Annotated in this window: 19 protein-coding genes; 1 reads left to right on the top strand and 18 read right to left on the bottom strand. The window is 41.6% G+C overall.

Annotation, left to right across the window (positions count from 1 at the left end; all coding sequences use genetic code 11):
* Genes mcrC through mcrB form a run of 3 tightly spaced genes read right to left on the bottom strand, consistent with a single transcriptional unit; the run spans position 1 to position 2,469 of the window.
* A complete protein-coding gene (gene mcrC / locus MSMAS_RS00390) occupies positions 1-621 on the bottom strand; it encodes a methyl-coenzyme M reductase I operon protein C (protein ID WP_011033191.1) in 621 nt (206 codons plus the stop codon).
* 6 nt (positions 622-627) lie between these two features.
* Positions 628-1,140, bottom strand: coding sequence for a methyl-coenzyme M reductase operon protein D (gene mcrD, locus MSMAS_RS00385; RefSeq protein WP_011033192.1), 513 nt, complete (start codon positions 1,138-1,140; stop codon positions 628-630).
* A 24-nt stretch (positions 1,141-1,164) separates the two neighbouring features.
* Complete coding sequence (mcrB, locus tag MSMAS_RS00380; protein ID WP_011033193.1) at positions 1,165-2,469, bottom strand: coenzyme-B sulfoethylthiotransferase subunit beta; 1,305 nt, start codon at positions 2,467-2,469, stop codon at positions 1,165-1,167.
* Between the two features lie 419 nt (positions 2,470-2,888).
* Between mcrB and mmp10 the strand changes: the two genes are divergently transcribed.
* The gene (gene mmp10 / locus MSMAS_RS00375) at positions 2,889-4,124 is read left to right on the top strand and encodes a methyl coenzyme M reductase-arginine methyltransferase Mmp10 (protein ID WP_048037131.1); all 1,236 of its coding nucleotides are present in this window, start codon (positions 2,889-2,891) and stop codon (positions 4,122-4,124) included.
* A gap of 359 nt (positions 4,125-4,483) precedes the next feature.
* Here mmp10 and MSMAS_RS00370 read toward each other — a convergent pair whose 3' ends face one another.
* The 15 genes from MSMAS_RS00370 to MSMAS_RS00300 form a co-directional block, all read right to left on the bottom strand.
* Complete coding sequence (locus tag MSMAS_RS00370) at positions 4,484-7,942, bottom strand: DNA polymerase II large subunit (RefSeq protein ID WP_048046256.1); 3,459 nt, start codon at positions 7,940-7,942, stop codon at positions 4,484-4,486.
* A gap of 32 nt (positions 7,943-7,974) precedes the next feature.
* Positions 7,975-8,220 (bottom strand): hypothetical protein, encoded by a 246-nt coding sequence (locus MSMAS_RS00365; RefSeq protein WP_011033196.1) that lies wholly within the window; start codon positions 8,218-8,220, stop codon positions 7,975-7,977.
* A 145-nt stretch (positions 8,221-8,365) separates the two neighbouring features.
* Positions 8,366-9,460 (bottom strand): L-threonylcarbamoyladenylate synthase, encoded by a 1,095-nt coding sequence (locus tag MSMAS_RS00360; protein WP_048040724.1) that lies wholly within the window; start codon positions 9,458-9,460, stop codon positions 8,366-8,368.
* Positions 9,461-9,586: 126 nt separating this feature from the next.
* Positions 9,587-10,873, bottom strand: coding sequence for a type III ribulose-bisphosphate carboxylase (gene rbcL, locus MSMAS_RS00355; RefSeq protein WP_015411687.1), 1,287 nt, complete (start codon positions 10,871-10,873; stop codon positions 9,587-9,589).
* Between the two features lie 189 nt (positions 10,874-11,062).
* Positions 11,063-12,175 (bottom strand): DUF1646 family protein, encoded by a 1,113-nt coding sequence (locus MSMAS_RS00350; RefSeq protein WP_011033199.1) that lies wholly within the window; start codon positions 12,173-12,175, stop codon positions 11,063-11,065.
* A 552-nt stretch (positions 12,176-12,727) separates the two neighbouring features.
* Entirely contained in the window at positions 12,728-13,840 is a 1,113-nt protein-coding gene (locus MSMAS_RS00345) for a DUF1646 family protein (RefSeq protein ID WP_048046254.1), read from the bottom strand.
* A 647-nt stretch (positions 13,841-14,487) separates the two neighbouring features.
* Entirely contained in the window at positions 14,488-15,600 is a 1,113-nt protein-coding gene (locus MSMAS_RS00340) for a DUF1646 family protein (RefSeq protein WP_011033201.1), read from the bottom strand.
* 905 nt (positions 15,601-16,505) lie between these two features.
* Positions 16,506-17,618, bottom strand: coding sequence for a DUF1646 family protein (locus MSMAS_RS00335; protein ID WP_011033202.1), 1,113 nt, complete (start codon positions 17,616-17,618; stop codon positions 16,506-16,508).
* 1,122 nt (positions 17,619-18,740) lie between these two features.
* Positions 18,741-19,238: an Hsp20/alpha crystallin family protein gene (locus MSMAS_RS00330; protein ID WP_011033203.1), complete on the bottom strand. Its 498-nt coding sequence runs from the start codon at positions 19,236-19,238 to the stop codon at positions 18,741-18,743.
* Between the two features lie 33 nt (positions 19,239-19,271).
* On the bottom strand, positions 19,272-19,796 hold the full coding sequence (gene hsp20 / locus MSMAS_RS00325) for an archaeal heat shock protein Hsp20 (RefSeq protein ID WP_011033204.1): 525 nt from the start codon (positions 19,794-19,796) through the stop codon (positions 19,272-19,274).
* Positions 19,797-19,982: 186 nt separating this feature from the next.
* Positions 19,983-22,238, bottom strand: a complete 2,256-nt coding sequence (locus tag MSMAS_RS00320; RefSeq protein WP_011033205.1) for a CDC48 family AAA ATPase — start codon at positions 22,236-22,238, stop codon at positions 19,983-19,985.
* On the bottom strand, positions 22,235-22,927 hold the full coding sequence (locus tag MSMAS_RS00315) for an ArsR/SmtB family transcription factor (RefSeq protein ID WP_011033206.1): 693 nt from the start codon (positions 22,925-22,927) through the stop codon (positions 22,235-22,237). The genes MSMAS_RS00320 and MSMAS_RS00315 overlap by 4 nt, the downstream gene beginning before the upstream one ends.
* A 731-nt stretch (positions 22,928-23,658) precedes the next feature.
* A complete protein-coding gene (locus tag MSMAS_RS00310; protein ID WP_011033207.1) occupies positions 23,659-24,366 on the bottom strand; it encodes a hypothetical protein in 708 nt (235 codons plus the stop codon).
* Between the two features lie 323 nt (positions 24,367-24,689).
* Positions 24,690-25,133 carry a Zn-ribbon domain-containing protein gene (locus tag MSMAS_RS00305; protein WP_011033208.1) on the bottom strand — a complete coding sequence of 148 codons (444 nt, stop codon included), beginning with the start codon at positions 25,131-25,133 and terminating at the stop codon, positions 24,690-24,692.
* Positions 25,134-25,495: 362 nt separating this feature from the next.
* The gene (locus MSMAS_RS00300; protein WP_015411698.1) at positions 25,496-26,170 is read right to left on the bottom strand and encodes a phosphoribosyltransferase; all 675 of its coding nucleotides are present in this window, start codon (positions 26,168-26,170) and stop codon (positions 25,496-25,498) included.
* Positions 26,171-26,432: the final 262 nt, after the last annotated feature.

Here is a 26,432-nt window from a genome sequence, read left to right as displayed (position 1 = left end):
TCATGCAACTCCTTTATGATCTTTTAACTGGTCTAATGTCGTCTTGACGTATTTTACTATTAAATTTAGTTTATCCCTGGGACAGGAGTCACCGCGTGTAACCCCACTTACCATATCCATCACAATTCCTTTGGTACGGATGTTTTCATCCCTTGGCATCACTAATCTCGTCTTTATCCCTGCTTCTGCAAAATCCTCAAAATCCACCGGAATCTGGCTGACTATGATTGCCGGTATGTCTACCTGGCTCAAAATTTCTCTGGTTTTTCTGATTACATGGTCTTTGATATTCCCGAGGTGAATAACAGCCAGCTTGTGCATTTCGATCTGTGCGACTTCTACCGGACTCAATACAAATGATCCTGTCCTCATGCCTGATTCCGGGATACCTGAACCTGAGTAAAGTACAAGCACACTCACCTGAATGTTTTCTTTCCTCATGCCGTATGTAATCTCACATACCGGTTTTGTGATATGCCTCTGTCCGGGACTCATGGCAACAGCTACAACGTCGGCACGACCGGCTTCCGAAAGAGTGCCTCTTTGAGCAAGTCCTCCTCCTTTGCCAAGTCCTCCACCGCATCGGCAATCAACCACCTGTGTTTCCCGGTCAAACATCATATCTTTTCACTCATCTTTATCTTCATCGTCTTCTTTCTCTTGTTTCTCAATGAAGACAAGCTGGTTTATTTTGGCTTTGGGATCTACCATACCAAGCAAGCGTGGATCAGCTTCAGGACCAAGTTTAGCGTAGTCAGTTACTGTAGGCTTTCTCCTGAGGAAATGCCCTTCCCTGAATTCAAAAGAGAACGGGAGCATTTTTTCGCATACTGCCCTGACATTTTCCTTGACTTCGGCATTTAAGACCTCAAGCCTGATCCTGCCTACACTAACCCTGAGCTCAATAACCTGACCTCCGATCTGAATAGGCTTTCTCAGAGGATGTTCAACCTTTTCCCCGGTGCCAGGACCATAACCTACCTTTTCAGGAAGTCTATTGCCCTGGATCATAACACGGAGTATTCCATCAACCTGAGAAAGCTCAACGAGTAGTTTCTGAGCAGTCTCAGGGGACAGAATTCTACTGGGAAAGATTTCAATTTGAATGGAATTTTCTGTGTTTGAAGCAGAGTCTGACATCTTTAGACCTTTTAACTAATTTGTTTAGAGCGCTCCTGCAACTGCCTTAATTGGCTGGCGGAATTCATCGATCGATCCGAACACGTCGCCAATGAGGCCAGATGTTGATTCGATTGTGAACATCTGAGTACCTGCATCCAGAGCTACTGCTGCGCATACGCAGGGAATTGCGAAACCTCTGGAGTGCCTGGTAACGACGTGGTTACCGTTGAATACACCGGGTCCACCGCCACCATAAATTGAGTGGCTGAAGAATGAGAATCCTACTGCAGTACCCTGTACTTTACCATAGTCGCATCCTGGGAGACCGGTTTCCTTCTCAATGATGTCGTTGAAGTACAGAAGTGTTGAGGAGACGTTCTGGGCTGCACGGCCTGCACCACAGTTCACGAGAGTGGATGCAAGTGTACCGGCTGCGGCATAGGCGTTCCACATTGGGACGTCGTTTGCTTTGTAGAACTTATATCCGGAAGGTGCGGTCTTGTCAACGGAGATTACATTGTTTTCAATTGCCCTGCCGACAATTGATTCGATAACGGTTCCAATGGTTCCGTCCTTACCGTTCTCCTTCACGATGTCATATACCATGTTATTGGCGTTGAGACCCTGGTAAGCGAGACCAAGGAGCTGGTGTCTCTCGAACATACCAACTGCTCCACCCATCTCGAAGATACCGGACTGTTCGTAGATTGAGGAGAGAGCTGCTGCGTTCATTGCGCCACGGTTGGTGATTGCTGCAACGTGGTTGGCCATGATGTTCCTGAGGGAGTAGCCAAGACCTTCGTTGTTCTGGGGGATGCTCAGAATACCCTGAACCTGTCCGCCCATGAGGTCCATTGTCTGCGGGTAGCTTCCCCAGACTGCAGATTTTACGATAGGTGCATCGTATAAGTCTGTTTTAAACATGTCAATGAGGGTCTGGGTAACTGCTGCTGCACCGACTGTTGTTGCAGCCATGAAGTCAGCACCAGCGGCCATTCTGGATGAGGGGGCCTGAATAAGCAGGCTCTTTCCGCCTTTAAGGACCCTGACATTTGTGTCGTCGCCTTCGTCAACCTGGACGAGCTTCTTTACGTTTGCTGCAATAGCATCAACATTGCCTACGATATCGTAGTTGAGTCCACGGCCTAAGATCTGACGGCCCTTACCGCCCATCTTGCCGCTGGCAAGTGCGCCCTGAATACCTGCGAGGTTGACTGCAACGGACCGCTTGGTGTCCAAGATAATCTTTTTAATTGCTGCGTTTCTTGTTGGAGCAAGGCTCATAATGTCGACATTGCTCTCGAGCAGTTTTCCTCTGTCGTCGTAGATGTCTACTGTGTCAGACACTTTAATTTCCTCCTTAATTTATTAAAATCACTTTGGGACTGGTCACCTAATCGAGTGCTTTTGCACTCAATAAATCAAGTACCGCGTCGTTTTTAAGTGTCCACTTTCCCAATGAAATCTCATTCGTTTAGAAGGTACTTAAATCTTTTGTGTTCTCCGCTAGATGAATTCATGTATTTTTTTAAAAATCATTTTATTAAGGTGAATTGTATTTTTCTATAATTATATTAAAAAACAGCATCAATCGAAAATTTAATTTTTAGGGACACCCAAAAATATCAAAAAATTGACAAAAAACTTATTTATATATTTTTCTGAGAAATGCCTGAATTAATGTAATTTTTTTGGTTCTGTTAATACTCACTCATAGAATCATACCAAAAAGATTTAGTAATATCCTCATTATACGAAAGTTTGATATGGAAGTAGTTGTCGACGTAGGTGGAAATCCCGGGGTAGACTGTAGAGGCTTTTGCAAATACTGCTACTTTAAAAAAGTCAAAGACGTTCAGCCCCTCGGCTGCAAGTATTGCCTCCCCTTTAAAAAAGGGTGCGATTACTGTACTCGCAGCGTAAAAGAATCGTATTCAGGCTTCAAGCCTCTCCAGATGGTACTCGAAGAGACTGCAAATAAGCTGTATTTCGCAACCGGAGAGGTAAAAAAGTTCACTGTTAGCGGAGGAGGAGACTTAAGCTGCTACCCCGAATTGAAGAATCTTATTACTTTTCTGTCCCAGTTCAACACTCCAATACACCTTGGATATACCAGCGGAAAGGGATTCAGCAAGCCTGATGACGCTCTTTTTTACATAAACAACGGTGTTACGGAAGTGAGTTTCACGGTCTTTGCGACAGACCCTTCCCTGAGAGCCGAATACATGAAAGACCCTGAACCCGAAGCATCTATTCAGGTTCTCAGGGATTTCTGTGCCCACTGCGAAGTGTATGGAGCGATAGTCCTTCTTCCGGGAATAAACGATGGAGAGGTACTTGAAAAGACCCTCAGCGACCTGGAATCTATGGGCGCAAAGGGAGCCATTTTTATGAGGTTTGCAAACTTTCAGGAAAACGGCCTTATCCTTAACAATTCTCCAATTATCCCGGGGATAATTCCACATACAGTCTCCGAGTTCACTGAAATTGTACGCAGTTCTGCAGCAAAACATCCTTCCATGAGGATCACAGGAACACCACTGGAAGACCCTTTAATTGGTTCGCCTTTTGCAATCCGGAACGTTCCCGAAGCCCTCTCAAAACTTCCCGGAGTTACCAAAAAAGCAACCGTTCTTACAGGGCAGGTAGCAGCCCCCAGGCTTACCGAAATATTTGAAGCTCTTGGAGGCAGCGTGAATGTAGTCCCGTTGAAAAAGGACATAGGCTGCCTTATTACAATTGATGATTTCAGAAATCTGGACCTCTCCGAGGTGACTGAAACTGTCTTCATACCTGGAAGAGCTTTTGTGCATGATATGGAAGTCAGGGAAGCTCTCAAAAAGGATGGAGTAGACAGGATTGTTCGCAGAGGACCGGAACGCCTCTCAGTAGACGGTGAAATGTCCATAGGCATGACAAGAGAAGAAGTTCTGGAGCTGGAAATAGAAGGTTTCACAGAGCTTATTAATCAGATTAACTCCCTTGGACTGCCGGTAGATTAAAGCCTTGATCTACCCGGAACCCGTTCAAATTCAGCTTTAAAAAGAGGAAAACATCATCAAAAAAGAGCTACAGAAAAAGGTATAGATATTAAAACAGATACTATATAAATCCATAAGAAATTATATAATTATCGAAAAAATCAATAGAAAGCTACTCAATTAGATAGAGAGAATTTTGCAGATAAAAAAAGAACGGAGAATGAAAAGACCTCTTTTCCGGAAGAAAAAAAATCCTGCAGGAAGGTTTGGAGGCATTATTAATAAACATTTCCATTTTTACCGGAATTTAGATTGCCCTACCTTCTCCCTGAAGGCAATAAGAATATTTTCATCTTCCTGAACATTCTCTGTTTTTCAACTCAGCGCGCAGACCCGGACATAAAATCCGAGAGTCCAAGCTGCTTAACCTTATGGTTTTCAAACAGAGAGCAGATATCATAGTCAAGAAGCTCGATTCTTTGCCTGGTATAGCTTGAAACCCCGTACCTTTCACCGATCTCTTTTGAAATTTCAAGATATTTGCGGACAGCTCCCTCATGTACAGTCAGTACTACATTGCCCCCGCACTTAGGGCATGCTCCTGTGAGAGGCGGGCGTCTGAACTTTTCTCCACATTTGATGCAGCGCATGCGCTGTCTGGAAAAAGAACGGAGATTTCCAATCAGGTCCGGAAGAAAATGAGACTTTAAAACTCTTTCAGCCACATCAGGTGCATCTACCGCCCTTATCTTGCCAGCCAGGGAGAGTTGAGCCTCCATCTTCTCAATCATGCTTCCAAGAGTCTTATATGAAGATTTCAGAGGACCTGCAGCAATATTTGAAGTATCGTGTGTAAACATAAAGTGCTCGTACTGATCAGGCTTACCCAGCCGGCTGCTGACGAGGTCCATAATGCTTTCAATCTCGGTGGGGCTTTTGATCTCCTGCGTAGCCCTGTAAAACTCAAGAGGATATCTTGCAAGCAAATCAATATTATGGGCTTCTTTGTCCACTTCCTTGGGGTCGATTCTGGTGGTCAACACCAGAGGAGCGTCCATCTTTCCTCCCCTTTTCTCGGGAAGATACGACCTCGAAAAATTGAGAATTCCGTCCATAAGAAGCATTACGCAGTCCTCATCCCCATCACAATTCCTGCGTTTTGAAGCATGAAAAAAAGGATGTGCATAACCTACTGAAGCTTTTGTAAAACCTATAAGGCGCCCAAGCACTCCCGCTGAAGTATGTGGAGCAAGCCCTATCATCAGTACCCCGACGAGGTCCTGAATGGTTTCGGCATTATAGTAGGGTTCAACCTTGTAATACTTCACAAGAAGCTCATCCACATACTTTGCCGTACGCAGCATATACTCAGCCCCATCATAAGAAAGCAGAAGGTCCTGAACCTTCAGACAGACAACCTGGTCGTCCCTCTCAAGCGGCTTTCCATAGATGTCCTCTTTATAGTCGAGTTCTCTAAGCCTGGCTGCGGTAATTCCGAGCTCATCAGCCCTGATATGCGTAAGGGGGATATCGGACATATCATACCTGACTGTCCCATCCTTAAAAATATAAACATCATGCTTTGCACGCAGGATTCCTTTTTCCAGAGGCTCGGGAGTCATCTGCCCATTCATGAGCCTTTTTACTCCCTTAATAATATCCATTCTTTCCCTTTCGCCCACATTCTCAAAAGCCTGCTTGTAAATAGGACGGAAATCCAGCTTTACATTCGCAACGGAGGTCGGTTTTCTCCCACACTTGGGGCAGGTTTCTGCACCTCTCACGTCAATTTTGCATCGGGGGCAGGAAAGTTTGGGATTGGTAAATTCCCCGCATTCACAGCGCCAGAAATAAGATTCTTTCCCGCAGGCGGGGCACTCCCTCAGCCCCAGTTCAACTTCGATTTCCCCTATCTTGGCATTCATGCACGAAGTATAATCTGAAGCAGAGACAAGGTTACGCGTCATTCCTCCTGCATTGCTTATCGGAAAAAGAACCTGAGCAGCAGGAGACATCTTTCGCAGGTCGGATTTTTCCGGTCTTCCCATCCTTGCCCCTATCCTTGAAGGAGCCTTTGGATAAACCTTAAACCCGCTCAAAATGCCTGCGGCTTCTACCATATCACCAGTATCCGGCATACTGACTTTTTCTTTAAGCGACCTGTCAAGCCCGAGGCATAAAATAAACGGGAGAGCTTCTTCAACAAAGATACCGCCTTCTTTTACCTTATGCAGAACAAGAAGCTTTTCAAGCACAGGTTTTATGCCCTCTTTAACAGAGTCTTCGAGGGGCAGTTTGAGGATTCCTTCTCCTTCTCCTTCTCCTTCACCCTCCAGAAAGGTCCCTTTTTCAGCTACGAACTTTCTTAAAGCCTCAAACTCATTTCGGTTTATGTCATGCCAGAGATAGGTGAACTTCGGGTGCAGAGGCACATTATACTTCTCTGCAAGCTTGAGGGCAAGACTGGCGGACGGATTTTTCAAATCTTTCTCAAGGATCTTTTCGGAGCAGACGGATTCGTAATCATAAATCCACCACTCGAAAACATAGGGGGAAGGCATGAGAGGATGATTATTCTCCAGAAAGTCCCCGTAATTGATCAGAATTTCCCCGATATCCACAATTACTTCAACCTGCTGGCGGACTTCGTACGCCTCCTTTATATCATCTACCCGGATAAGGTCTCCTGAAAAAAGCCTTACCGTAGGCCCTTCTATCGAGTCCACGGCAGACATTGCGGCAGCTTTACCGGGCCTTTCGATCTTAAGCTGGGTTCCGTTAGTAATAAAATCATCAAGCAGAACCATACCGGCAGGATTAATCCCTGCTGAAGCAAAAGAAGTATTTCTTGACCGCCCGTACCGCAGCCTGAATCCTCCAGGCCTTGAGGGGTGAGAGAACACAGGTCTCCCGGCGATCAGGTCACGGATGTATTTATCCTTTGGCTTGATTTTGTTTTTCTGCTCATCTTCATCGCTTTCCCCGCTTTTAGCTCCCCCGATAAGTGTCTCGAGCCAGTCCCAGCCGTCCATTTTCAATTTATTCACGTGCTTTTTGACCTTGGGAGCCTTGAGTGCAAGCCCTTCGGCAAGTACAAGGCACATCCCTCCCCTGACGCGGTTCGTTCCTATCCTTTCAAGGTCCCTGTGCCCTTCAACCTCGGCTTCTTCAGTCGGGTCCCCGTCAATACAAACAGGACAGTTCCGGACTATCAGGCGGATTTCATCTTCAGAAGGCGTATACTGTAAGCTTGCAACCCTTTTATAAAGCAGGATTTCTTCCACATACCTCTCCACTTCCTCTTCTCTTGGCTTATAGCGGTCGATCCCGATCCCGCGTCTCACATAATCGCCGACCAGAACGGAAAGTGCCTGAGCAGTCCCTCCAGCGCTTCTGATAGGCCCGGAATAAAAGATCCTTATGTACTGCGAACCGTCATCATTTTTACCAAGGTCTACCTTATCAATTCCTTCAATAGGAGCCGCAACCACCCCTTCCGTCAGAACCGCCATTGAGACACGAATAGCAGCTTCAACGGCATCTTTCTTTGAAGGAAAACTTCCTACCACCCCTTCAGCAACCTGTTTTCCGATCTCAAGGGCAGCTTCTTCCCTGGACATCCTGGCCTCAAGTTCCCGGATCTTTTCAGCAACACCCTTGACTCCAATAAGGTTTTCAACCCTATCCGCAAGGTCTTTGGCAAGAGGGATTTCTACAACGGGTCTGGGATCTCCTCCCCGGGCTCGTGCTCTGTTTGCAATCTCAATTGCTTCTTTTAATCTTGCCTCAAGCCCATCGAAGTACCTGTGCATTTCTTCACTTGCAATAGTTTCACCCATTTTAAAAATCCCCTTTTAAGAGAACGAAAAAATTATCTCTGCTTTCGCAGGGAACCGGCAGCAAAGAGTCCCTGAATTGAGACAACAAAGAAGACAAAAACCCCAGCCCACATCAAATAGTATCCGATATCAATTCCAAGGAGGTCTATTTCAAGAGTTGTCAAAACCATACCTGTAGCCAGGATCGAAAGGCTTATTAATGTCGTTTTTTTGTTCTGCTCGCGGACTTTCTTATAAGCCCGCATCTTTTCCATCTGTTCTCTTTTTTCCGCCTTCAAGAAGATCTCTCCAGATATCTAAAAAATAAATGGTTATCAACATTTGAACCTCGAATCGGAATTTCAGATCCGGGTGTCAAACTTCACTCAACTCTGACTGTCAAACCCTCACTTATACTCTTGCAATTTAACCGATGTCCCTGATTTAAACAAGATGCCTTACTGAAGCGGCTTCTCTTAACCGGTTAATAAGGGCAGCTCCAAGTCCTGAATGGGAAAAAGAACCGTCAGCAAGGATCACATCCAGCCCTGCTGCGTCAAGTGTCCTGAGCCCTTCAAATAATCTCTTTGCGGCTCCTTCCGGCTCTTTTCGGGACCCCAGTAAAAAGCAGTCGTGGACATTCAACTCTTCGGCAGTAAAAAAACCTGCGGTCTCATCACTGAGTAAAAGCCCGACTTTCTGGCCTTTGCTCACATGTTCTTCCAGCAAAATACCAATCTGTTCAGAAACTTTTTCTTCGCTTTTCCCTTCGACGAGCACGACCTGTGTATTGGGAGTGTAATGGCTGTACTTCTGTCCTGCCTGTTTTTCAGGCATAAGCATTCCAGACCCGGATTCGGCTCCCGCATATGTGGGCCTGATTTTACCTATAACTTTTTCAAGCTCGCCAATTCCTACGGCTCCTATCCTGAGCACGACAGGAGGTTCGACCGTCATATCAACAACGGTAGACTCAAGCCCTATGGCTGTCCCCCCTCCATCAATAACCGCATCAATCCTGCCTGCCAGGTCAGCCAGGACATGGATTGCCAGGCTGGGACTGGGCTTTCCTGAAAGGTTAGCACTTGGAGCAGCCAGAGGGGTGCATGCCCTTTTTACAAGTTCCAGGGGGATCCTGTGGTCAGGCATGCGGAGCCCTATTGTAGGCAGGTTTCCCGAAGTGATTTCCGGAACAGTATCTTTTTTCTCAAGCACAATTGTGAGGGGACCGGGCCAGAAAGTGTCCATAAGCAAGAGAGCTTTTTCAGGAATATTTTTTGCAACCTTTTTAATGTCTTCCCTGGAATGGACAAGGAGACTTAGAGGGTTCCCCGGGGGGCGTTCCTTTGCCTCAAAAATTTTCAGAACGGTATCCGGGTTAAGCCCGTCAGCCCCAAGCCCGTAGACTGTCTCAGTTGGGAAGGCGACAGTTCCTCCTTTTCGGATGATTTCCGCAGCCTCGTCTATAATCACGTCAAAATTCACTTCAGAGACCCTCAAAATCCGGGTCTCTTTTTTATTTCCGTTTTCTGCCTTCACCAGAGGAAAACTCCTTACTGATTGTTATTTTGCTATTGTTTTGTTTGTAAAACCTGTGCACGGTTCATAGCCTATAATAGTGCTGCCGATATTTCCGCTTATACAGGCTGTTTCACACTCAGCAATTTATTTCTTCAACCATTTTCCAAGAGCGGTTTCAAGTTCTTTATGATTTTTCGCATAGTCCTGGAGGCTGATTCCTTCAAGGCTTGCTTCGAGAGCCTGCCTGCACGCAGTGGCTCCGGCTACTGTGCCCATTGGGTGAGCGTGAATTCCGCCTCCGAACTGCATAATAACGTCTTTTCCAAAGATAGAATAAAGGTCAGGGATCATTGTAGGAGCGAGACCTCCGGATGCTACAGGGAACATTGGCTTTAATCCCCCCCAGTCCTGGGCAAGGATATGCTGGCTTTCGTCGGCAGGCACTTTATCGAGCACGCACTGGTCCCTGAGGTTAAGGACTTCATGCTTTTCTCCATGCATTTTCCCGACAACAGTGCCTATGTGGAGCTGGTCAAGGCCTATCAGCCTGCACAGCTTGGCAACAACAAGCATGCTTATCCCATGGCGCGGGTTTCGTGTGTAGGCGGAATGCATGCAGCGGTGGGCGTGAAGGGCAAGACCCGCATCCTCAGCTTCCTCGCGCAGGGTTTGAATCGCAGTCCAGCCAGCGGGCACGATGTCAACCATTACATAACTGGCTCCAAGGTCTTTAAGGAAGTTCATGCGGCGGATCATTTCCCTGCAGGTGGGGGCAGTGACATTGCAGAGGTACATCTTCTTTTCCCCTGTCTCAGACTCTGCCTTTTCTGCAAGTTTCAGGGTAAGCTCGGCTCTCTTCTCAAAACTGTTAAATTTCTGATCACTCAGATTTTCATCGTCCTTAACAAGGTCGCAGCCCCCGACAAAAGAATTGTAAGCGACCTCAGCGTGCTTTTCAGAGTTCAGGCCGACTTTCGGTTTAACAATAGTCCCTATGAGAGGCCTGTCCTGTACGCCCACAAGTTTTCTGATCCCCGGCAGTCCGAAGTTAGGGCCTTTGAATTCATTAATCATTGATTTCGGGAAAGCGATATCCTGCAGCCTTACGTTATCAACTATTTTCATGCTCAGGATATTCCCTGCAACAGCACTGAGGACCTGAGGGACAGAACCCAGCTCAAAAAGCTCTTCCGAATAAGCAACCCTTATAGTCTGTGCACCCTCATCCGCATAAAAGACATGGGGTTTCAGTTTCTCTGCAAGTTCAGGACTCAGCGTAGCAATCTCAGTCCAGGAATCTATGGAACTTTCCCCTGCCAGATGGGTGGCAGCTTCTTCAAAATTCACTCCTGCTGTTGGTTCAATGTGGAATTCACAGACCAGATCCGTCTCTTTCGGGCTGTAGCCGATGTCAATATAGTCCCTTCTCATTTTGTTTTCTCCTTACTCCTGACTGAATATTAATTCCAAGAACATAATTCTGTTAAATAAAAATAGTAGTTCTGATTGAAGGAAGTAACTGAACATAAATAAAAACTTGTTTACTGAGCAAATAGAAATTAAATCGAAAGAATACTCTCAAAAGATGAATAATAAAAATAAAAAAAGAAATTTGAAAGTTTAGATTTTGAGTATAAACAGCACGATGAAATAGATAGTCATCGCGACAAGCCCGAGAGGCAACCCGAGTCTCGCCCACTCTTTACTGGTAATACCCAATTTGCTTGCAGAGATAATGTTAGGAATATTTCCTGGTATCATCATTCCTCCCGAGATTAAAAGTCCCATAAGGATACTCCTTATCTGGAATTCACTAAGGATAGGTCCTATCTCAGCAGCTGCCAGAGTTGCATTATCAAGGACAGCAGAGACCATGTTAATCCAGTAGAGCGCCATAGACGGAACCTGTATGAAATACTCGAATATGAGGGGCTTGAAACCTTCTCCGAGCAGTACGAGCGCCGCAATAAACACATAAACCTTGATAGCCCTCATCACGACATCCTTTACAGTCTCGTTATAGTCTGCGGATTCCATTTCATGAGCTTTTGGGTCAGCTTTTCCAAGGAAAAACACACCAAGAAGTCCAAAAGCAAAGACACCCGGGAAAATATATTTGCCAAGCATATTAAACAGGAACAGAAAATCAGCATTGTAAGGTTCGCCGGCTAACTTTGAAACAGCAATTGTTGAGAGAGGCTCTCCGAGGGGGGTAAGTGCTGCTCCAAGACCAATTGAGAAACATGCAATGATTGTAAGGTCTATCTTGGACTTTCGAGACAGAGGCATTGCATTAACTACCTCAACAAGAATTATTGCAGCAAGAATAGCCGAGATAATACTTGAGGATAAGCCGAGCACGACAATCAAAAGAAAAGCCAGAACCTTAACAGAAAGCATGTCGGTAAGTTTTCTGATTGCATTGTGGATTGGAGTATGCCATTTATAGATGAGCAGGCCGACTATAAGCACGATCTGGAATATGCCGATTGGAATACCAAAGATATCTCCAACGTGCAATGGAGCGGTCACTGCCTCTTCAATAATTTCTAAACTCCATCCTGTTTCAACATCGGGAATTTTAACAAAACCTGAAAGTGTCATTGCTGCGATACCGCAGACCAGCAGGAATACTTCCAGATTTTCTTCAATAACGTGTATTTTAAAAGGTCCAATCAATACGGTGAGGAATATTACAAGAAATCCAATTAAAACTCCTAAATCAAGAGCCATTAGTTTTCCTCCTTTAGTTATTACTCTAGGTCATAAAGGGCCTGAGAAAGTAGCTTGCTATTTAACAGCATGAAATTCTCGAATGGTTGGGCCTTATAGAAACCTGTTTTATTAAATATAGTCCTATAATATATTAATCTATCATTATATTATACTTTAGAATTTTATTCCCCCCGTACAATAGTCACGGACTTCTTGTTCTCGGTTTTGATAATAATTCATTCCTGCATATAATTCATGGGCTCCTTTACCTGCACGCAAATATTGCCTGTGATGAAAGAGAAGTGCAAACTCCAAAATTGGATAAAAACATTAGAAATATTGTACATCCAGGAAATATGGTGATTTCAAATCTGGAAAAATCAACAATTGAAAAATAAGGATTAAAACCTGATACTAAGATAATCTGAGAATTAATAGCTAATTATTCGTTATATGGGAGCTTTACTAAAATTTGTTCCAGAATTCAGTGATTTTAAAGTTTATTTTATCACCGAATCTGAAACATATAATTACACTATATAATTACACTCGAATGGGTGCACTTTGAGCTTATATTCCAAGTACGAAGATAACGACGAAATAGATAGCCATTGCGACAAGCCCAAGGGGCACTCCAAGCCTTGCCCATTCTTTACTGGTAATACCAAGTTTTCCTGCAGAGATAATGTTCGGGATATTTCCAGGGATGAGCATACCACCAGCAATTAAAAGCCCCATAAGTATACTCCTTATCTGTATCTCACTGAGAGCTGGCCCGATTTCAGCAGCGCAAAGGGTAGCATTATCAAGGATAGCAGAAACCATGTTAACCCAGTAGAGAATGCCAGAAGGAATCTGGATAAAGTATTCAAGGATAAGAGGCTTGAAACCTTCGCCGAGCAACACGAGTGCTGCAATGAATACGTAGACTTTTACAGCTCTCATTATAACGTCCTTTACAGTTTCGTTATAATCTGCTGCTTTCATTCCTGCATCTTTCGGGTCAGCTTTTCCAAGGAAGAAAACTCCTAAAAGACCAAACGCAAAGATACCCGGGAAGATATATTTACCAAGCATGTTGAACAAAAACATGAAATCAGCGTGGTAAGGTTCACCGGCTAACTTTGAGATGGCGATTGTTGAAAGAGGTTCTCCAAGGGGAGTAAGCGCAGCGCCAAGTCCGATTGAGAAACATGCAATGATTGTAAGGTCGATCTTGGACTTACGAGGAAGTGGCATTGCATTAACTACCTCAACAAGAATAATTGCAGCAAGAATAGCTGACATAACACTTGAGGATAAGCCAAGAACAACAATTAGAAGAAAACCCAAGACTTTAACAGAAAGGATATCGGTAAGCTTTCTGATTGCTTTGTGGATCGGATCATGCCATTTATAAATAATCAAACCGACAACAAGCACAATCTGGAATATGCCGATTGGAATGCCAAAAATATCTCCAACGTGCAGAGGTGAAGTTAGCGATTCTTCGATGATTTCCATCCGCCAGCCAGTCTCTTCACCTGGCAGTTCAACAAAACCTGAAAGAGTCATTGCTGCGATACCGCAAACAAGCAAAAATGGTTCCAGATTTTCCTCAATAACATGTATCTTAAAAGGGCCGAGTAATACGGCCAGGAAGATTACAAGAAATCCAGCTAAAATTCCTGGTTCAAGAGCCATTACTATTTTTTCCTCCTTAAAATTATTATTCTAGAGAATTAAAGCCTGTAAAATTCGCCTACTGTTGAACGCTTTGAGTTCCGAATTTTTTACCTTATAAAAGCCAGAGTAATTATATATTCTTCCATAATATATTTTCCCTAAAAATGGAATTAAGCTCTTGTGGATCTGTACAGGGCTCTCAGGCTTTTCTTTATCAGAAACTTACTTAAGATTCATATTTAGGTGCCATTAGAAAGTGTTTTTAATTATAGTTCTGTCAGGCTGCTTTCATATCTATTATTCCAGAGAATCAAAAAAATCTGGATTAATTTATAGAAAACTGTTAATATAAATAAAAGGGTTTAATTTCAGAGTTTAATTAAAAAAAGATGAGAAGTTAAATGAATACAGAAAATATTGAGTTTTAAAACGGATTACATTTTCTACAGGAAATTTAAAAAATTGCCGAAAGTATAAAAAAGCGCAAGTATAAAAACTGTATCTTCTTCAATCTTTTTCCATTCGATTCGAAGAGGAATAATTGAAACTGCAAGCAGTATTATGAGGCTGTAACAAAATTTGTTCCAGAATTCAGTGATTTTGAAGTTTATTTATCACCGGATTCTGAAACTAAATCAGTATAGCTGAATGAGCATATTTTGAGCTTATATTCCAAGTACGAAGATAACGACGAAATAGACAGCCATCGCGACGATCCCGAGTGGGAAACCGAGCCTTGCCCATTCTTTACTGGTAATACCAAGTTTTCCTGCGGAGATAATGTTAGGGATATTTCCAGGGATAAGCATACCACCTGAGAGTAAAAGACCCATAAGTATACTCCTTATCTGTATCTCACTGAGAGCAGGTCCGATTTCAGCAGCGCAAAGGGTAGCATTATCAAGGATAGCAGAAACCATGTTAACCCAGTAGAGAATGCCAGAAGGAATCTGGATAAAGTATTCAAGGATAAGAGGCTTGAAACCTTCGCCGAGCAACACGAGTGCTGCAATGAATACGTAGACTTTTACAGCTCTCATTATAACGTCCTTTATAGTCTCGTTATAATCTGCTGCTTTCATCCCTGCATCTTTAGTATCAACTTTTCCAAGGAAAAACACTCCAACAATACCGAAAGCGAAGATACCTGGAATAATGTATTTACCAAGCATATTGAACAAAAACATGAAATCAGCGTGGTAAGGTTCACCGGCTAACTTTGAAACAGCAATTGTTGAGAGAGGTTCTCCAAGGGGAGTAAGCGCAGCGCCAAGTCCGATTGAGAAACATGCAATGATTGTAAGGTCGATCTTGGACTTACGAGGAAGTGGCATTGCATTAACTACCTCAACAAGAATAATTGCAGCAAGAATAGCTGACATAACACTTGAGGATAAGCCAAGAACAACAATTAGAAGAAAACCCAAGACTTTAACAGAAAGGATATCGGTAAGCTTTCTGATTGCTTTGTGGATCGGATCATGCCATTTATAAATAATCAAACCGACAACAAGCACAATCTGGAATATGCCGATTGGAATGCCAAAAATATCTCCAACGTGCAGAGGTGAAGTCAGTGATTCTTCGATGATTTCCATCCGCCAGCCAGTCTCTTCACCGGGGATTTTGACAAAACCTGAAAGAGTCATTGCTGCGATACCACAAACAAGCAAAAATGGTTCCAGATTTTCCTCAATAACATGTATCTTAAAAGGGCCGAGCAATACGGCCAAGAATATTACAAGAAATCCAGCTAAAATTCCTGGTTCAAGAGCCATTACTATTTTTTCCTCCTATAGTTATCAATCTAGACCACAAAATTCTTTAAGAGTTTATTATACTGTTAAACTCCTTTAGAGGCTAGAATGTTTTAGTGTTATAAGAGGTGTTCTATTTAATCTGCCATAATATATTAGTGTTTAATATATAAAGAAAGTATTACATTTTTTCCAAAGATGGATATTTTATTTTCATTTGAAACCCTGATAAAGCATATTTTTATCATTAAAAAAGGATTTTTGGCCCATATTTTCAGTAAATAAAACTGTTTGGCGCTGGTAATACAAATAATAAACATTTGACGTCTTTTTATAAATAATAGCCAGTGTGAGATTAAAAAACATAATCAAAGAGTCGATCCAAAAGAAGTAAGGATAGTAAGTTTATAAGCCCTAGAAATCTCAAGGCTCCGTCTTATATCAAGATAAAGTGATCTGAGTTAAATATAAAATAATATTAAACATAAAATAATAATAATAATAAGTATAAAAAAATAGCAAATATAAAAAATAGTAAATATAGAAAATAGCAAATATAAAAAATAGTAAATAAAAACAATAGATATAGAAAATAATATCTCGTATTTCCTGCAGGGTTTTAAATCGAAGGTTATCAACAAAACTATCAAAAAAATGATATCCTCTTCAAATTTCATGGAGAAATTCGATTCAAGATATGAAAGAATTTTGTGGTATGGATTGATAGGATTATGTGGTCTCTTGAGTGTATTTATTAAATTTTAGATTTCATATCTGTGAAAATTACTTTTCCTGTAAACTTGAAGAGAATATTATGAATTTGTAATCACTAATGGAAATATACCGGAGTTTGTTCCAGAATCCGGCTTTTCATTACCAGATTTCGGAACTGACCGGTACAACTTTTCTGGTGGGCATATTTGAGCTTATATCCCAAGCATGAAGATGAGGACGAAATAGACAGCCATTGAGATGACCCCAAGAGGGAGTCCAAGTCTTGCCCATTCTTTACTGTTAATACCAAGTTTTCCTGCAGAGATAATATTAGGGATATTTCCAGGGATAAGCATACCACCTGCAATTAAAAGACCCATAAGTATACTCTTAATCTGGATTTCACTGAGAGCAGGTCCGATTTCAGCAGCTGCGAGGGTAGCATTATCAAGAATGGCAGAAACCATGTTAACCCAGTAGAGAATACCAGAAGGAATCTGGATAAAGTATTCAAGGATAAGAGGCTTGAAACCTTCTCCAAGGAATGTTAGAGCCATGATAAACACATAAACTTTGACCGCCCTCATCACGACATCCTTTACAGTCTCGTTATAGTCTGCTGCTTTCATTCCTGCCTCTTTCGGGTCAGCTTTTCCAAGGAAAAACACTCCAATAATACCGAAAGCGAAGATACCTGGGATAATATACTTACCAAGCATATTGAACAAAAACATGAAATCAGCATTGTAAGGTTCACCGGCTAATTTTGAGATGGCGATTGTTGAAAGAGGTTCTCCTAGGGGGGTAAGTGCTGCTCCAAGTCCGATTGAGAAACATGCAATAATTGTGAGGTCTATCTTGGACTTGCGAGAGAGAGGCATCGCATTAACTACCTCAACGAGAATAATTGATGCAAGAATAGCCGACATAACACTTGAAAGAAGTCCCAGAATAACAATAAGGAGAAAACCTAAAACCTTAACAGAAAGCATATCAGTCAATTTCCTGATTGCTTTGTGGATTGGAGAATGCCATTTATAAATAATCAAACCGACTACAAGCACGATCTGGAATATGCCTATTGGAATACCAAAGATATCTCCAACGTGTAACGGGGCAGTAAATGCTTCTTCGACGATCTCCATCCGCCAGCCGGTCTCATTACCCGGGATTTCGACAAAACCTGAAAGAGTCATTGCTGCAATACCGCAAACAAGCAAAAATGGTTCCAGATTTTCCTCAATAACATGTATCTTAAAAGGGCCGAACAATACGGCCAGGAAGATTACAAGGAATCCAGCTAAAATTCCTGGTTCAAGAGCCATTACTTTTTTCCTCCTTTACTAATAAACCTGTAGCGTTCCCACAGTAAAGTAAAACTTGATAAACTGTAGATTTGAAATCCCTTATTAACAGTATAACTAATATTGAGGGATGAAATAACCGAACTAATATTGCAATAATTACTGGTTGATATGAAGAATCATTAACTGTAAACAGTAGATTACAAACTAATTGAAGAATTTGTGTCCTGTTGAACGCTGCGAAGCCCCATTTTTTAGCCTTGCAGAGACCTTTTCTGTGCTATAGACCTGTTCAATTTCATACATTTGAAAAATCAATTTATTAATAATCTTCAAATGGAAAAGTCCCGATCCACAATTGTTATGTACAATTGAAATATTATCAGACAATTCACATGAAGTTGAGTCATTCTATCGGCAAGACCGCCTCTATTTTTTAATCCATGGAGTTAAGAAATTAAGATAAAGAACAAAGTGTGATCCCGGATTTTTAATGTTAAAAATTACACAGATCAGAACTAATATCCATATATCTTTCTCTCAATCCATCATGCTTTGTTTATATCGGGGCTATAGAGATCTTGTTACTCTAAGATAGGTATATAGTTTTTGCTTTTGTTATTATCAAAAGTGAAAGGTTTAGCGTAAAAATTCCCAGCTGGAAAATTAATAAAAAGAGATTAAGCGCCAGAAACAGGAAATTCATAAACTTGCTATATTTTTTTATTTTGGATCAAATAGTTTTTATACATCTTTTTTTAAGAATTTAAACCCATAAAATAAATATTTTTTATTTATACTCAATATTTTCCCAGAAAAACCGGAATTCGAGCTTGGAACTCCAATGATGAAAAATATATTCAGAGATTATCCATAAAAAAATTTGATAAACTACCAATATAAAAGTGAAAAAAGAATAGAATAAAATAAAAAAGTAGATAAAAAAATTAATTCTTTTGGACCAGCAGAGAGAATATTCGCTTTATAGGTATTCCTATGGGCTTTATCTTTTTAATTAGAACATCAGCTTATATTTGTCCAGAGCTTCAAATTTTCTCTCGAATCTGCAGTTCGAGCTTGAAATTATTCACAGTTCCAGACTGCATTATATAACCCTTAAAAAATATATAGGGTTGATAAATATTAGCTGATCTTAATTTCAACTGGTTTTTCTTCAACACAGCGCCTGAAGATAACTTCAAGCACCCCATTTTTATAGCTGGCTTTTGCACTCTTCGGGTCCACTGGAACAGGAAGTTCCACATCTTCCGAAAATTCAGAAAGCCCTGTGACTTTAATTTCAAGGTTCTGGGCAGTCGCATGCAGCAGAAGGTTTTCCTTTTCGATTTCTGGGAATTCTGCAAGTACGTGCACCATATCTTCGTTTTCGAAGATATCAATTAAAGGTTCTTTTGTTTCTGAAGGAAAGAAGTTCTCTTCTTTTTGAGGGTATTCCGGAACGTTTCCGAATTCCCGGAGTTCGGGATCTTCCCCCGGGCGGTGAATGATAGAAAATCCGTAAACAAAGGGGCCGGATTCTCCCATTTCTTCCAGGAGGGCTTCGATAATCTCTTCCAGGTTGTCAAAAAGTTCAGACCCAAAGTCTTCAAAGAAATCCTTTCTTTTTCTTATGCCCACCATTATTACCTCTTATTTTCCTCACGCTCCCGAAGATCACTCAATATTGATTGAAGTTCGAGAACTGGACTCCATTTTGTTAAAGGTAACCTCCAGGACGCCGTTTTTATAAGTGGCTCTGGCACTCTGGGGATCCACCTTTACTGGCAGTTCAACACGTTCGGAATATTTTGGATTCCCATCTAATGTTTCGATGTCAAGTATTAAATCAGTTGCGTTCAGTTGGATATTTTCTTTATCGATGCCTGGCATCTCGGCAATCACATGGACTACTTCTTCGCTTTCCAGTACATCAATAAGGGGTTTTCTTATGTCAAGATAGCGCTTTTCTCCGGTTTCAGTCTGCTCAAACATAGGGATATTCCCAAATTCCCGGATTTCAGGCTCTTCCCCTGGCCTCTGGGTTACAGAAAAGCCGTAAACAAACGGATGTTGCCCGAAGTTGTCCATGCTCATGCCCATAGCCCTGCTGAGGCGCTCGAACATTTCTTCCATATCCTGCAGGGGATCAATTCCGAATATTTCATCGAAAAAACTTCTTCTTCTCCTGTCTCTGTCCATCTAATCACATCGTTATTAAGTTATGCGTATTGAGTTTCTTAAGTGAGTGCTACTCAAATCAATAAAGTTTTCAATTAAGCTGCTCTTTTCCTGGCAAAAATTAAAGTGCCGGAATTTACCGGCTGGTCAAATAAAGTTTTATCTGCCTGCAGAAAATCCGGATATCTTTTTCTTAGGAATCTTTTCTTAGACCCTGGTTTCCTGATCTTTTTCTTCGACCTTGATTTCCTGATCTTTTTCTTCTGAAGACTCTTCCTCAAACTCAGTTGCGTACCTGGCAAAGAGTTCAGCACTCTTTTCATAGGCACTCAGAGTTTCTCTGGATGTCGTGGGCTTTACACGGCGGATCGCTTTTTCGAAGTGCCTTTTTGAAAGACGGACTTCTGCTGCCTTTTCCTGGATGTTCTTCCTATCAGCACCCGGAGTGACGATTTCCCTGAGGGCTAGCATTGCAGCTTCCCTGCAGATGCCTTCAATATCCGCACCCACATACCCTTCGGTCATCTCAGCGAGCTCAGAGAGTTTTACATCTTCTGCAAGCGGTTTTTCTTTCGCATGAATCTCAAAGATCTTCTCTCTTCCTTCTTTTCCAGGAGGCTTGATGTAGATGAGCCTGTCAAAGCGGCCGGGCCTCAGAAGGGCAGGGTCTACCATATCCGGCCTGTTTGTAGCGGCGACTATGATTACGTCTTTCAGCTCTTCTATCCCGTCAAGTTCCGTAAGGATCTGGCTGACCACTCTTTCGGAAACATGCGTGTCGGAAACAGAGCTTCTTTGAGGAGCAATGGAATCGATCTCATCAAAGAAGATTACAGTCGGAGCAGCCTGTTTTGCTTTCCTGAACGTTTCCCTTATCGCACGCTCGGATTCACCCACATACTTGCTGAGGAGTTCTGGGCCTTTAATGCTGATGAAATTAGCCTCACTTTCATTTGCAACAGCTTTTGCAAGCAAAGTTTTACCAGTACCCGGCGGCCCGAAGAGAAGGACGCCTCTCGGAGGCTTTATACTGACAGCCTTGAACATTTCAGGATATTTGAGAGGCCATTCCACAGACTCGATAAGTTCCTGTTTTGCTTTCTCAAGCCCGCCTATATCGTCCCAGCCAACATGCGGAACTTCAATATAGACTTCTCTCATGGCTGAAGGCTCAATATTTTTCAGGGCTTCTCTGAAATTTTCTTTTGTGACCACAAGATTGTCGATGATCTCCTGTGGAATCTCCTCTTCGATATCAATTTCTGGAGTGATCCTTCTGAGTGCATGCATTGCAGCTTCCTTACAGAGGGATGAGAGGTCAGCTCCCACAAAACCATGGGTCACATCTGCGATCTCACTGAGGCTCACTTCATCTTCGAGTGGCATGCCTCTAGTATGGATCAGGAGAATCTGCTTCCTGCCGTTTCTGTCAGGTATTCCGATCTCGATCTCTCTGTCAAACCTTCCACCGCGGCGGAGAGCTTCATCAATGGAGTTCGGGCGGTTTGTAGCAGCTATGACCACCACTTCGCCCCTGGACTTGAGCCCGTCCATCAGGGAAAGCAGCTGGGCTACAACCCTTCTTTCCATTTCCCCGGTGACTTCGCCTCGTTTAGGGGCGATTGAGTCTATTTCGTCTATGAAGATGATGGAAGGAGCATCCTTCTCGGCTTCTTCGAAGATTTCCCTGAGTTTCTGTTCGCTTTCTCCGTAATACTTGGAGACGATTTCAGGACCGCTGATTGTAATAAAATTGGCATCGGTTTCACTTGCGACAGCCTTTGCAATCATGGTCTTACCCGTTCCGGGAGGTCCATGAAGAAGAACTCCTTTTGGAGGCTCGACACCCAGCTTCTGGAAGAGTTCAGGATGCCTCATTGGCAGCTCAATCATTTCCCTTACAAGCTGGATTTCCCGTCTGAGCCCTCCGATATCTTCGTAGGATATACCTTCAGGGGCCTTGATCTCTTCAATTGATTTTTCTTTAATGATGATTTCAGTATCTTTGGTAACAACAACAGGACCTGCAGGTCTTGTAGATGCGACCACGAAAGTCAGTGGGTTGTTTACGGTTTCAACCCTTATTTGCTGACCTTTATTTAGAGGTCTGCCCTCAATTATTCTCAGGATGTAATGAGCACCACCCACAAGCCTGACAGGCTGGGATGGAGCAAGTGTAACCCTCTGAGCATGCTTTGCCTGGACCTTCTGAATAGTGACTCTGTCGTCTATTCCTACCTTTGCATTGCTCCGCAGGTTTCCATCTATTCTGATCCTGTTTTCCTGCCCACGTTCGACGTTTGGCCAGACAATTGCGTAGGTTTTGGATCTGCCCGAAATCTCAATAATATCCCCGCTTACAAGTCCCATTTCCTGCATTAAACGGGTGTCGATTCTTGCAATTCCCCTTCCCACGTCTTTATGATAAGCCTCAGCTACTCTCAAATTAATTTCTTCAGTCATTTATTTTCAACTCCGGTCTCACATATTTTCCAGTACTGCTGGCTATTTTTGATCGTATACTCAACAAAGCCTCTTTCTGCAAGATCCATAAGGTTAGAGTTTATAATGCTGGGATGCAGACGCAGGTTATAGCAAAGGACTGCCGCTGTAGCCTCGTTTTTCAAAAGCTCGAACAGAAGCTCACATTCTACAGGGTTTCTGGCAATATCCTCGATGGAATCCAGGCATTTATCCATCAATTCCGTATATTCAGCCTGAAGTTGTTTCTGCATCTGTGCAAGCTCTTCCTGTTTTATTCTAAGTTCACGGAGCCTTTCGCTCAGCTTCAGGAAGAAGCAGGATGATTCATCTCTGGTAGCAGGTCCATTATTTTCGACAGCATAACTTTCCCGTTTTTTCTCCCTGTCGAAGTTGATGTCCTGAAGAGCCATCGTATATGAATAAGGTGATACAGATACCTCAAGCCGCACATTATTTGCAATATTGAAATATTTGCGCCTTTGCTCGTCCACACTGCACTCGATCAGCCCTGCCTGTTCTAACAGGCTAAGGTGACTGATAATCGCCTTTGGTCCTACCCCCAGCCTGCCTGAAATCTCACTGACATAGCAGGGGCGGTTTGCAAGAAGCTGAATTATCTTCCTGCGGTTTTCATTCCCCAGGATGTCAAGTAATTTTGCTGGGTCCATTTTCCCCCTCTGGTGATCGCTGAAATTTACTATTGAAATTACTATTAATTAATGATGAGTTAATTAATGATGAGTTTACGGTTCTGTTTTTATGTAATTTTGAATAATTAATTACATATTTTTTAATTAATACAATATTGGAAGCTAATGTTCTACCCAAATTACTGGAATTATCGTCTGGAAGCCAGGTTTCAGGTAAAAATAATGTTACTGATCTATATTTCAAAATTTACAGATAACCCTGATCAGAGTACTAACCGTATTGCGAGATTAATAGTTAGTAACCATTAGTTAGCGGTTATAATATATAAGCTTTTCCATCAAACTCTTTATATTCGGATGATTTGAAAATAAGATGAAATTTATCAGTAAGGTAAGCTCTCTTATCATCACAAAACCCGCAAAACTTGAATCCACAAAGGATGAAAACGCCTGTAATTATGTAATAAAAAATTAAAGGATATATCGCTAAAGAATATTAAGCAAATGAAAGATAAAATGACTGCTAATTTCTCACAAAATTACTAAAATATCAAATCAGGCAATTGGATTATTTCCACTTTAAATTACATATTTCATTTTAAATCGATTATTTTCGTATCAGGTTACTTATTTTCATTTAAATTACAAATTTTTGTTTTAAATTACAAATTTTTGTTTTAAATTGCTTACTTTTGTTTTAAATTTCTTTCTTTTTCTATTTTCTGCATATCCTGACCCCTGCTTTAAGATTATCCCCGGATGGTGCCGGCTGTTCCTGACAGGTTATAAGTAGAGTTGAGGTTTGCAGGAGACATGGCTGGTGTCACATTAATATCTCCCTTCTTACCAAAGGAAAAATATTTCAGGGGATTTAACCAGCTTTTCAGCCTTTCTCTGTCCTTTTTCCAGTCTGTAATAAATACAATATAAACGGTTTTTTTGTCTTTTATTTCAGAGCTTACTGCAATATTGTACATAAGATCTTCAAACTTTATAGAACCGCTAAGTAATTCTCCGGAGACATAGAAAGTTGCCTCACTTTGAGGCACGTCTTTAACATACCCAGAATACTGGTACGACTTTCCTCCATTAAGTCTGGAAATCTTTTTAATCTGTATCTCAAAATCATTCTCCAGTAATCTGAGGCTTAAATTTCCATTTGCAGCGGCGCTTTCAAATTCCTCAACATTTATTGTAACAGTTTCAAACCCGTCCCAGTATTTTTGAGACTCAAATGAAATATTCTGAACCTCAACCTTTTCAACTATATTATCAGAAGTCTTTGAAAAATTCTTAAGTATTTCTTCATTTGAATTGATCTTATCAGGTGGTCTTCCAGCAATTCCAGGAGTTCTGGTTTTATTACTATCATCAGCTAAAATCAGATATCCTGAAAGAGCAACCAGACCCAGAAAGACTGCAATTAATGAGATTATCCCCAAGCTGTCCATTTTCATTTAAATCCCGGCACTAATAAATAGATTCAAATTATCAAGTAAAAAATCAATTATTGCATATCATAAATAACATTTTCTTTTTATTTCAATCTTTTTACATTATATCGAAAAATAGCAAAAAAGTAAAGCTTCACGAAATGAAAAAAATGTATATAAAGAGCCGGATTGAAGCTAATATAATTAAAAAATTAAGAAATTCAAGAATAAATACAAGATAGACAAAATTAAGAAATTCAAGATAAATACAAGATAGAAAAAACAAGGAATTCAAGAATAGATTTAAGATGGAAAACTTTATAAAAATGAGAAATTATCTTCTCTCTTTAATCCTGGTTTCTCTTTTTGTTTTTCTTTTGCTGATTAAAAACAGAAGGCAAGTGGAGTGCATATGAACCTTCTTCCCTGATTGCCATAACAAGCTCCTTGCGCTCTAAAAGAGAATCCAGATTAAGTTCGTAAGAGCCGGGACCAAGAATCCTCACAGATTCCACCCTCTCCTCCTCAGTTTTAGTTTCGCTCCCTGATTCGTGTTCCTTCTCTTTTTCTTCGGATGCGAGGGCTTCGTCAATATTTCTGACAACCTCGTCCAGAGAGGCTTCAAGATCCAGCTTTTGTTCTTCCAGAGCGGCTCTTCCCGGGTTTTCCAAACCTTCCGGATCCTGTTTCACATAAAGAAATTTATTCCAGCCGCAGCTTGGGCAGCCGCTGAGGATTACAGAATCCCCGTCTTCAAAAATGGTTCCGCATCTGGTACATCTATGGGGCATGAGTTCACCAGTAATCAGTAATACAAACGTAAATGCTGTAGTATACAGCTCTAATGCATCTTAATTGCATATATACCTTAAATTAATAATTTGAACGGTACCCTGTTAAGTATGGATTTATTTACACGAAATAAACGCTTATGTTATACTTCTCAAATGTTGTCTTAAATAATACCTTTAATAAATATGTATATTTGTATTTACAGTTTTTTTATTTAGCAAATTCAAAAGACCTGCTTTAACCCGAAGTTTTTACTCTTATTTACTCTTATTTACTCATTATTTACCTTACCCGATGCAGATTATTTACATCAAAATTTACATCAAAAACAATTATCGAGAACATGACATAAAAATCTATTTTATAAAAGTCTCCAGTACTTTTTCCTATTAATAACATTGGAAGTAGTTCTATGGATTCGATCCATTTCTTCCAGAACTTCCTGAAGCCTGCCAGGTTGAGTAATTTCAAAAACCACAGGGTCAAGGGCATGATTTATGTAAAGGCTATGTTTAATATCTTCTAAACTCCAGTGCTTTTCTGGTTCTTTTCTCATGTTTTTTGTCAGAATGCTTATCATGTCTTCCATAAAATTCCAGGGATAAACAATCCATGCCCAATCTTCAAGACGTTCTCCTACATAATCAGGATCTATTTTTGAGCTTCCCAGGTACTGCAAGGAAGCAGTCCGTACCTCGCTGGGATTTCTGCTTTCCACATAAGTTTTAGCGCTGATCATACTTTCCCCGGTATCCACAATATCATCTACAATAAGCACTTTTTTACCTTTAATTACATTATCAGAAAGAGGATACCGTATATACGGTTCACCGGTGTCAATAGCTACAGCCCCTATATAGTGCTCGACCTTAAGACTGGACAGGTCATCAAGTCCCAGAAAATCACATAGCACGCGTCCTGCAAACCAGCCTCCTCTGGCCAGTGCAATAATAACATCCGGCTCGTAACCGGAACTTTTGACTTCTCTTGAAATGTTTCGGCACAGATTGTAAATATAATCCCAATTTGTAAGCACGCATCTAAACGATTCTATATAAAACCCTCCCGGATCCGAAACCCGGTATTGACAGGAAATTATGCTGTTTGGGGGGCACGCATGCCCAGGCACCACCTTCGAGATTATATAATTTAGCCCATAGGCTTTAAGTTTTCTTATCTTGTCAAAAAATAGTTTGGGAAAGAATTGAAAAGAAATATTTTAAAGTGGATTGAAAACCTTACATGCATAAAGACCTGAAACTTTGTTGATATATTCGAATGCAGTTAAAATATTATTT

Source organism: Methanosarcina mazei S-6, from assembly GCF_000970205.1.
GTDB classification, from domain to species: Archaea; Halobacteriota; Methanosarcinia; order Methanosarcinales; family Methanosarcinaceae; genus Methanosarcina; species Methanosarcina mazei.
The sequence above is the reverse complement of the archived record's forward strand: the minus strand, read 5'-3'. Positions and strand labels throughout refer to the sequence as shown.

Bases quoted from the DNA above. Each gene is read 5' to 3' on its own strand.
- mcrC (WP_011033191.1), bottom strand. From the start codon at position 621: ATGATGTTTGACCGGGAAACACAGGTGGTTGATTGCCGATGCGGTGGA.
- mcrD (WP_011033192.1), bottom strand. From the start codon at position 1,140: ATGTCAGACTCTGCTTCAAACACAGAAAATTCCATTCAAATTGAAATC.
- mmp10 (WP_048037131.1), top strand. From the start codon at position 2,889: ATGGAAGTAGTTGTCGACGTAGGTGGAAATCCCGGGGTAGACTGTAGA.
- MSMAS_RS00370 (WP_048046256.1), bottom strand. From the start codon at position 7,942: ATGGGTGAAACTATTGCAAGTGAAGAAATGCACAGGTACTTCGATGGG.
- rbcL (WP_015411687.1), bottom strand. From the start codon at position 10,873: ATGAGAAGGGACTATATTGACATCGGCTACAGCCCGAAAGAGACGGAT.
- MSMAS_RS00350 (WP_011033199.1), bottom strand. From the start codon at position 12,175: ATGGCTCTTGATTTAGGAGTTTTAATTGGATTTCTTGTAATATTCCTC.
- MSMAS_RS00345 (WP_048046254.1), bottom strand. From the start codon at position 13,840: ATGGCTCTTGAACCAGGAATTTTAGCTGGATTTCTTGTAATCTTCCTG.
- MSMAS_RS00340 (WP_011033201.1), bottom strand. From the start codon at position 15,600: ATGGCTCTTGAACCAGGAATTTTAGCTGGATTTCTTGTAATATTCTTG.
- MSMAS_RS00335 (WP_011033202.1), bottom strand. From the start codon at position 17,618: ATGGCTCTTGAACCAGGAATTTTAGCTGGATTCCTTGTAATCTTCCTG.
- MSMAS_RS00330 (WP_011033203.1), bottom strand. From the start codon at position 19,238: ATGGTGGGCATAAGAAAAAGAAAGGATTTCTTTGAAGACTTTGGGTCT.
- hsp20 (WP_011033204.1), bottom strand. From the start codon at position 19,796: ATGGACAGAGACAGGAGAAGAAGAAGTTTTTTCGATGAAATATTCGGA.
- MSMAS_RS00320 (WP_011033205.1), bottom strand. From the start codon at position 22,238: ATGACTGAAGAAATTAATTTGAGAGTAGCTGAGGCTTATCATAAAGAC.
- MSMAS_RS00315 (WP_011033206.1), bottom strand. From the start codon at position 22,927: ATGGACCCAGCAAAATTACTTGACATCCTGGGGAATGAAAACCGCAGG.
- MSMAS_RS00310 (WP_011033207.1), bottom strand. From the start codon at position 24,366: ATGAAAATGGACAGCTTGGGGATAATCTCATTAATTGCAGTCTTTCTG.
- MSMAS_RS00305 (WP_011033208.1), bottom strand. From the start codon at position 25,133: ATGCCCCATAGATGTACCAGATGCGGAACCATTTTTGAAGACGGGGAT.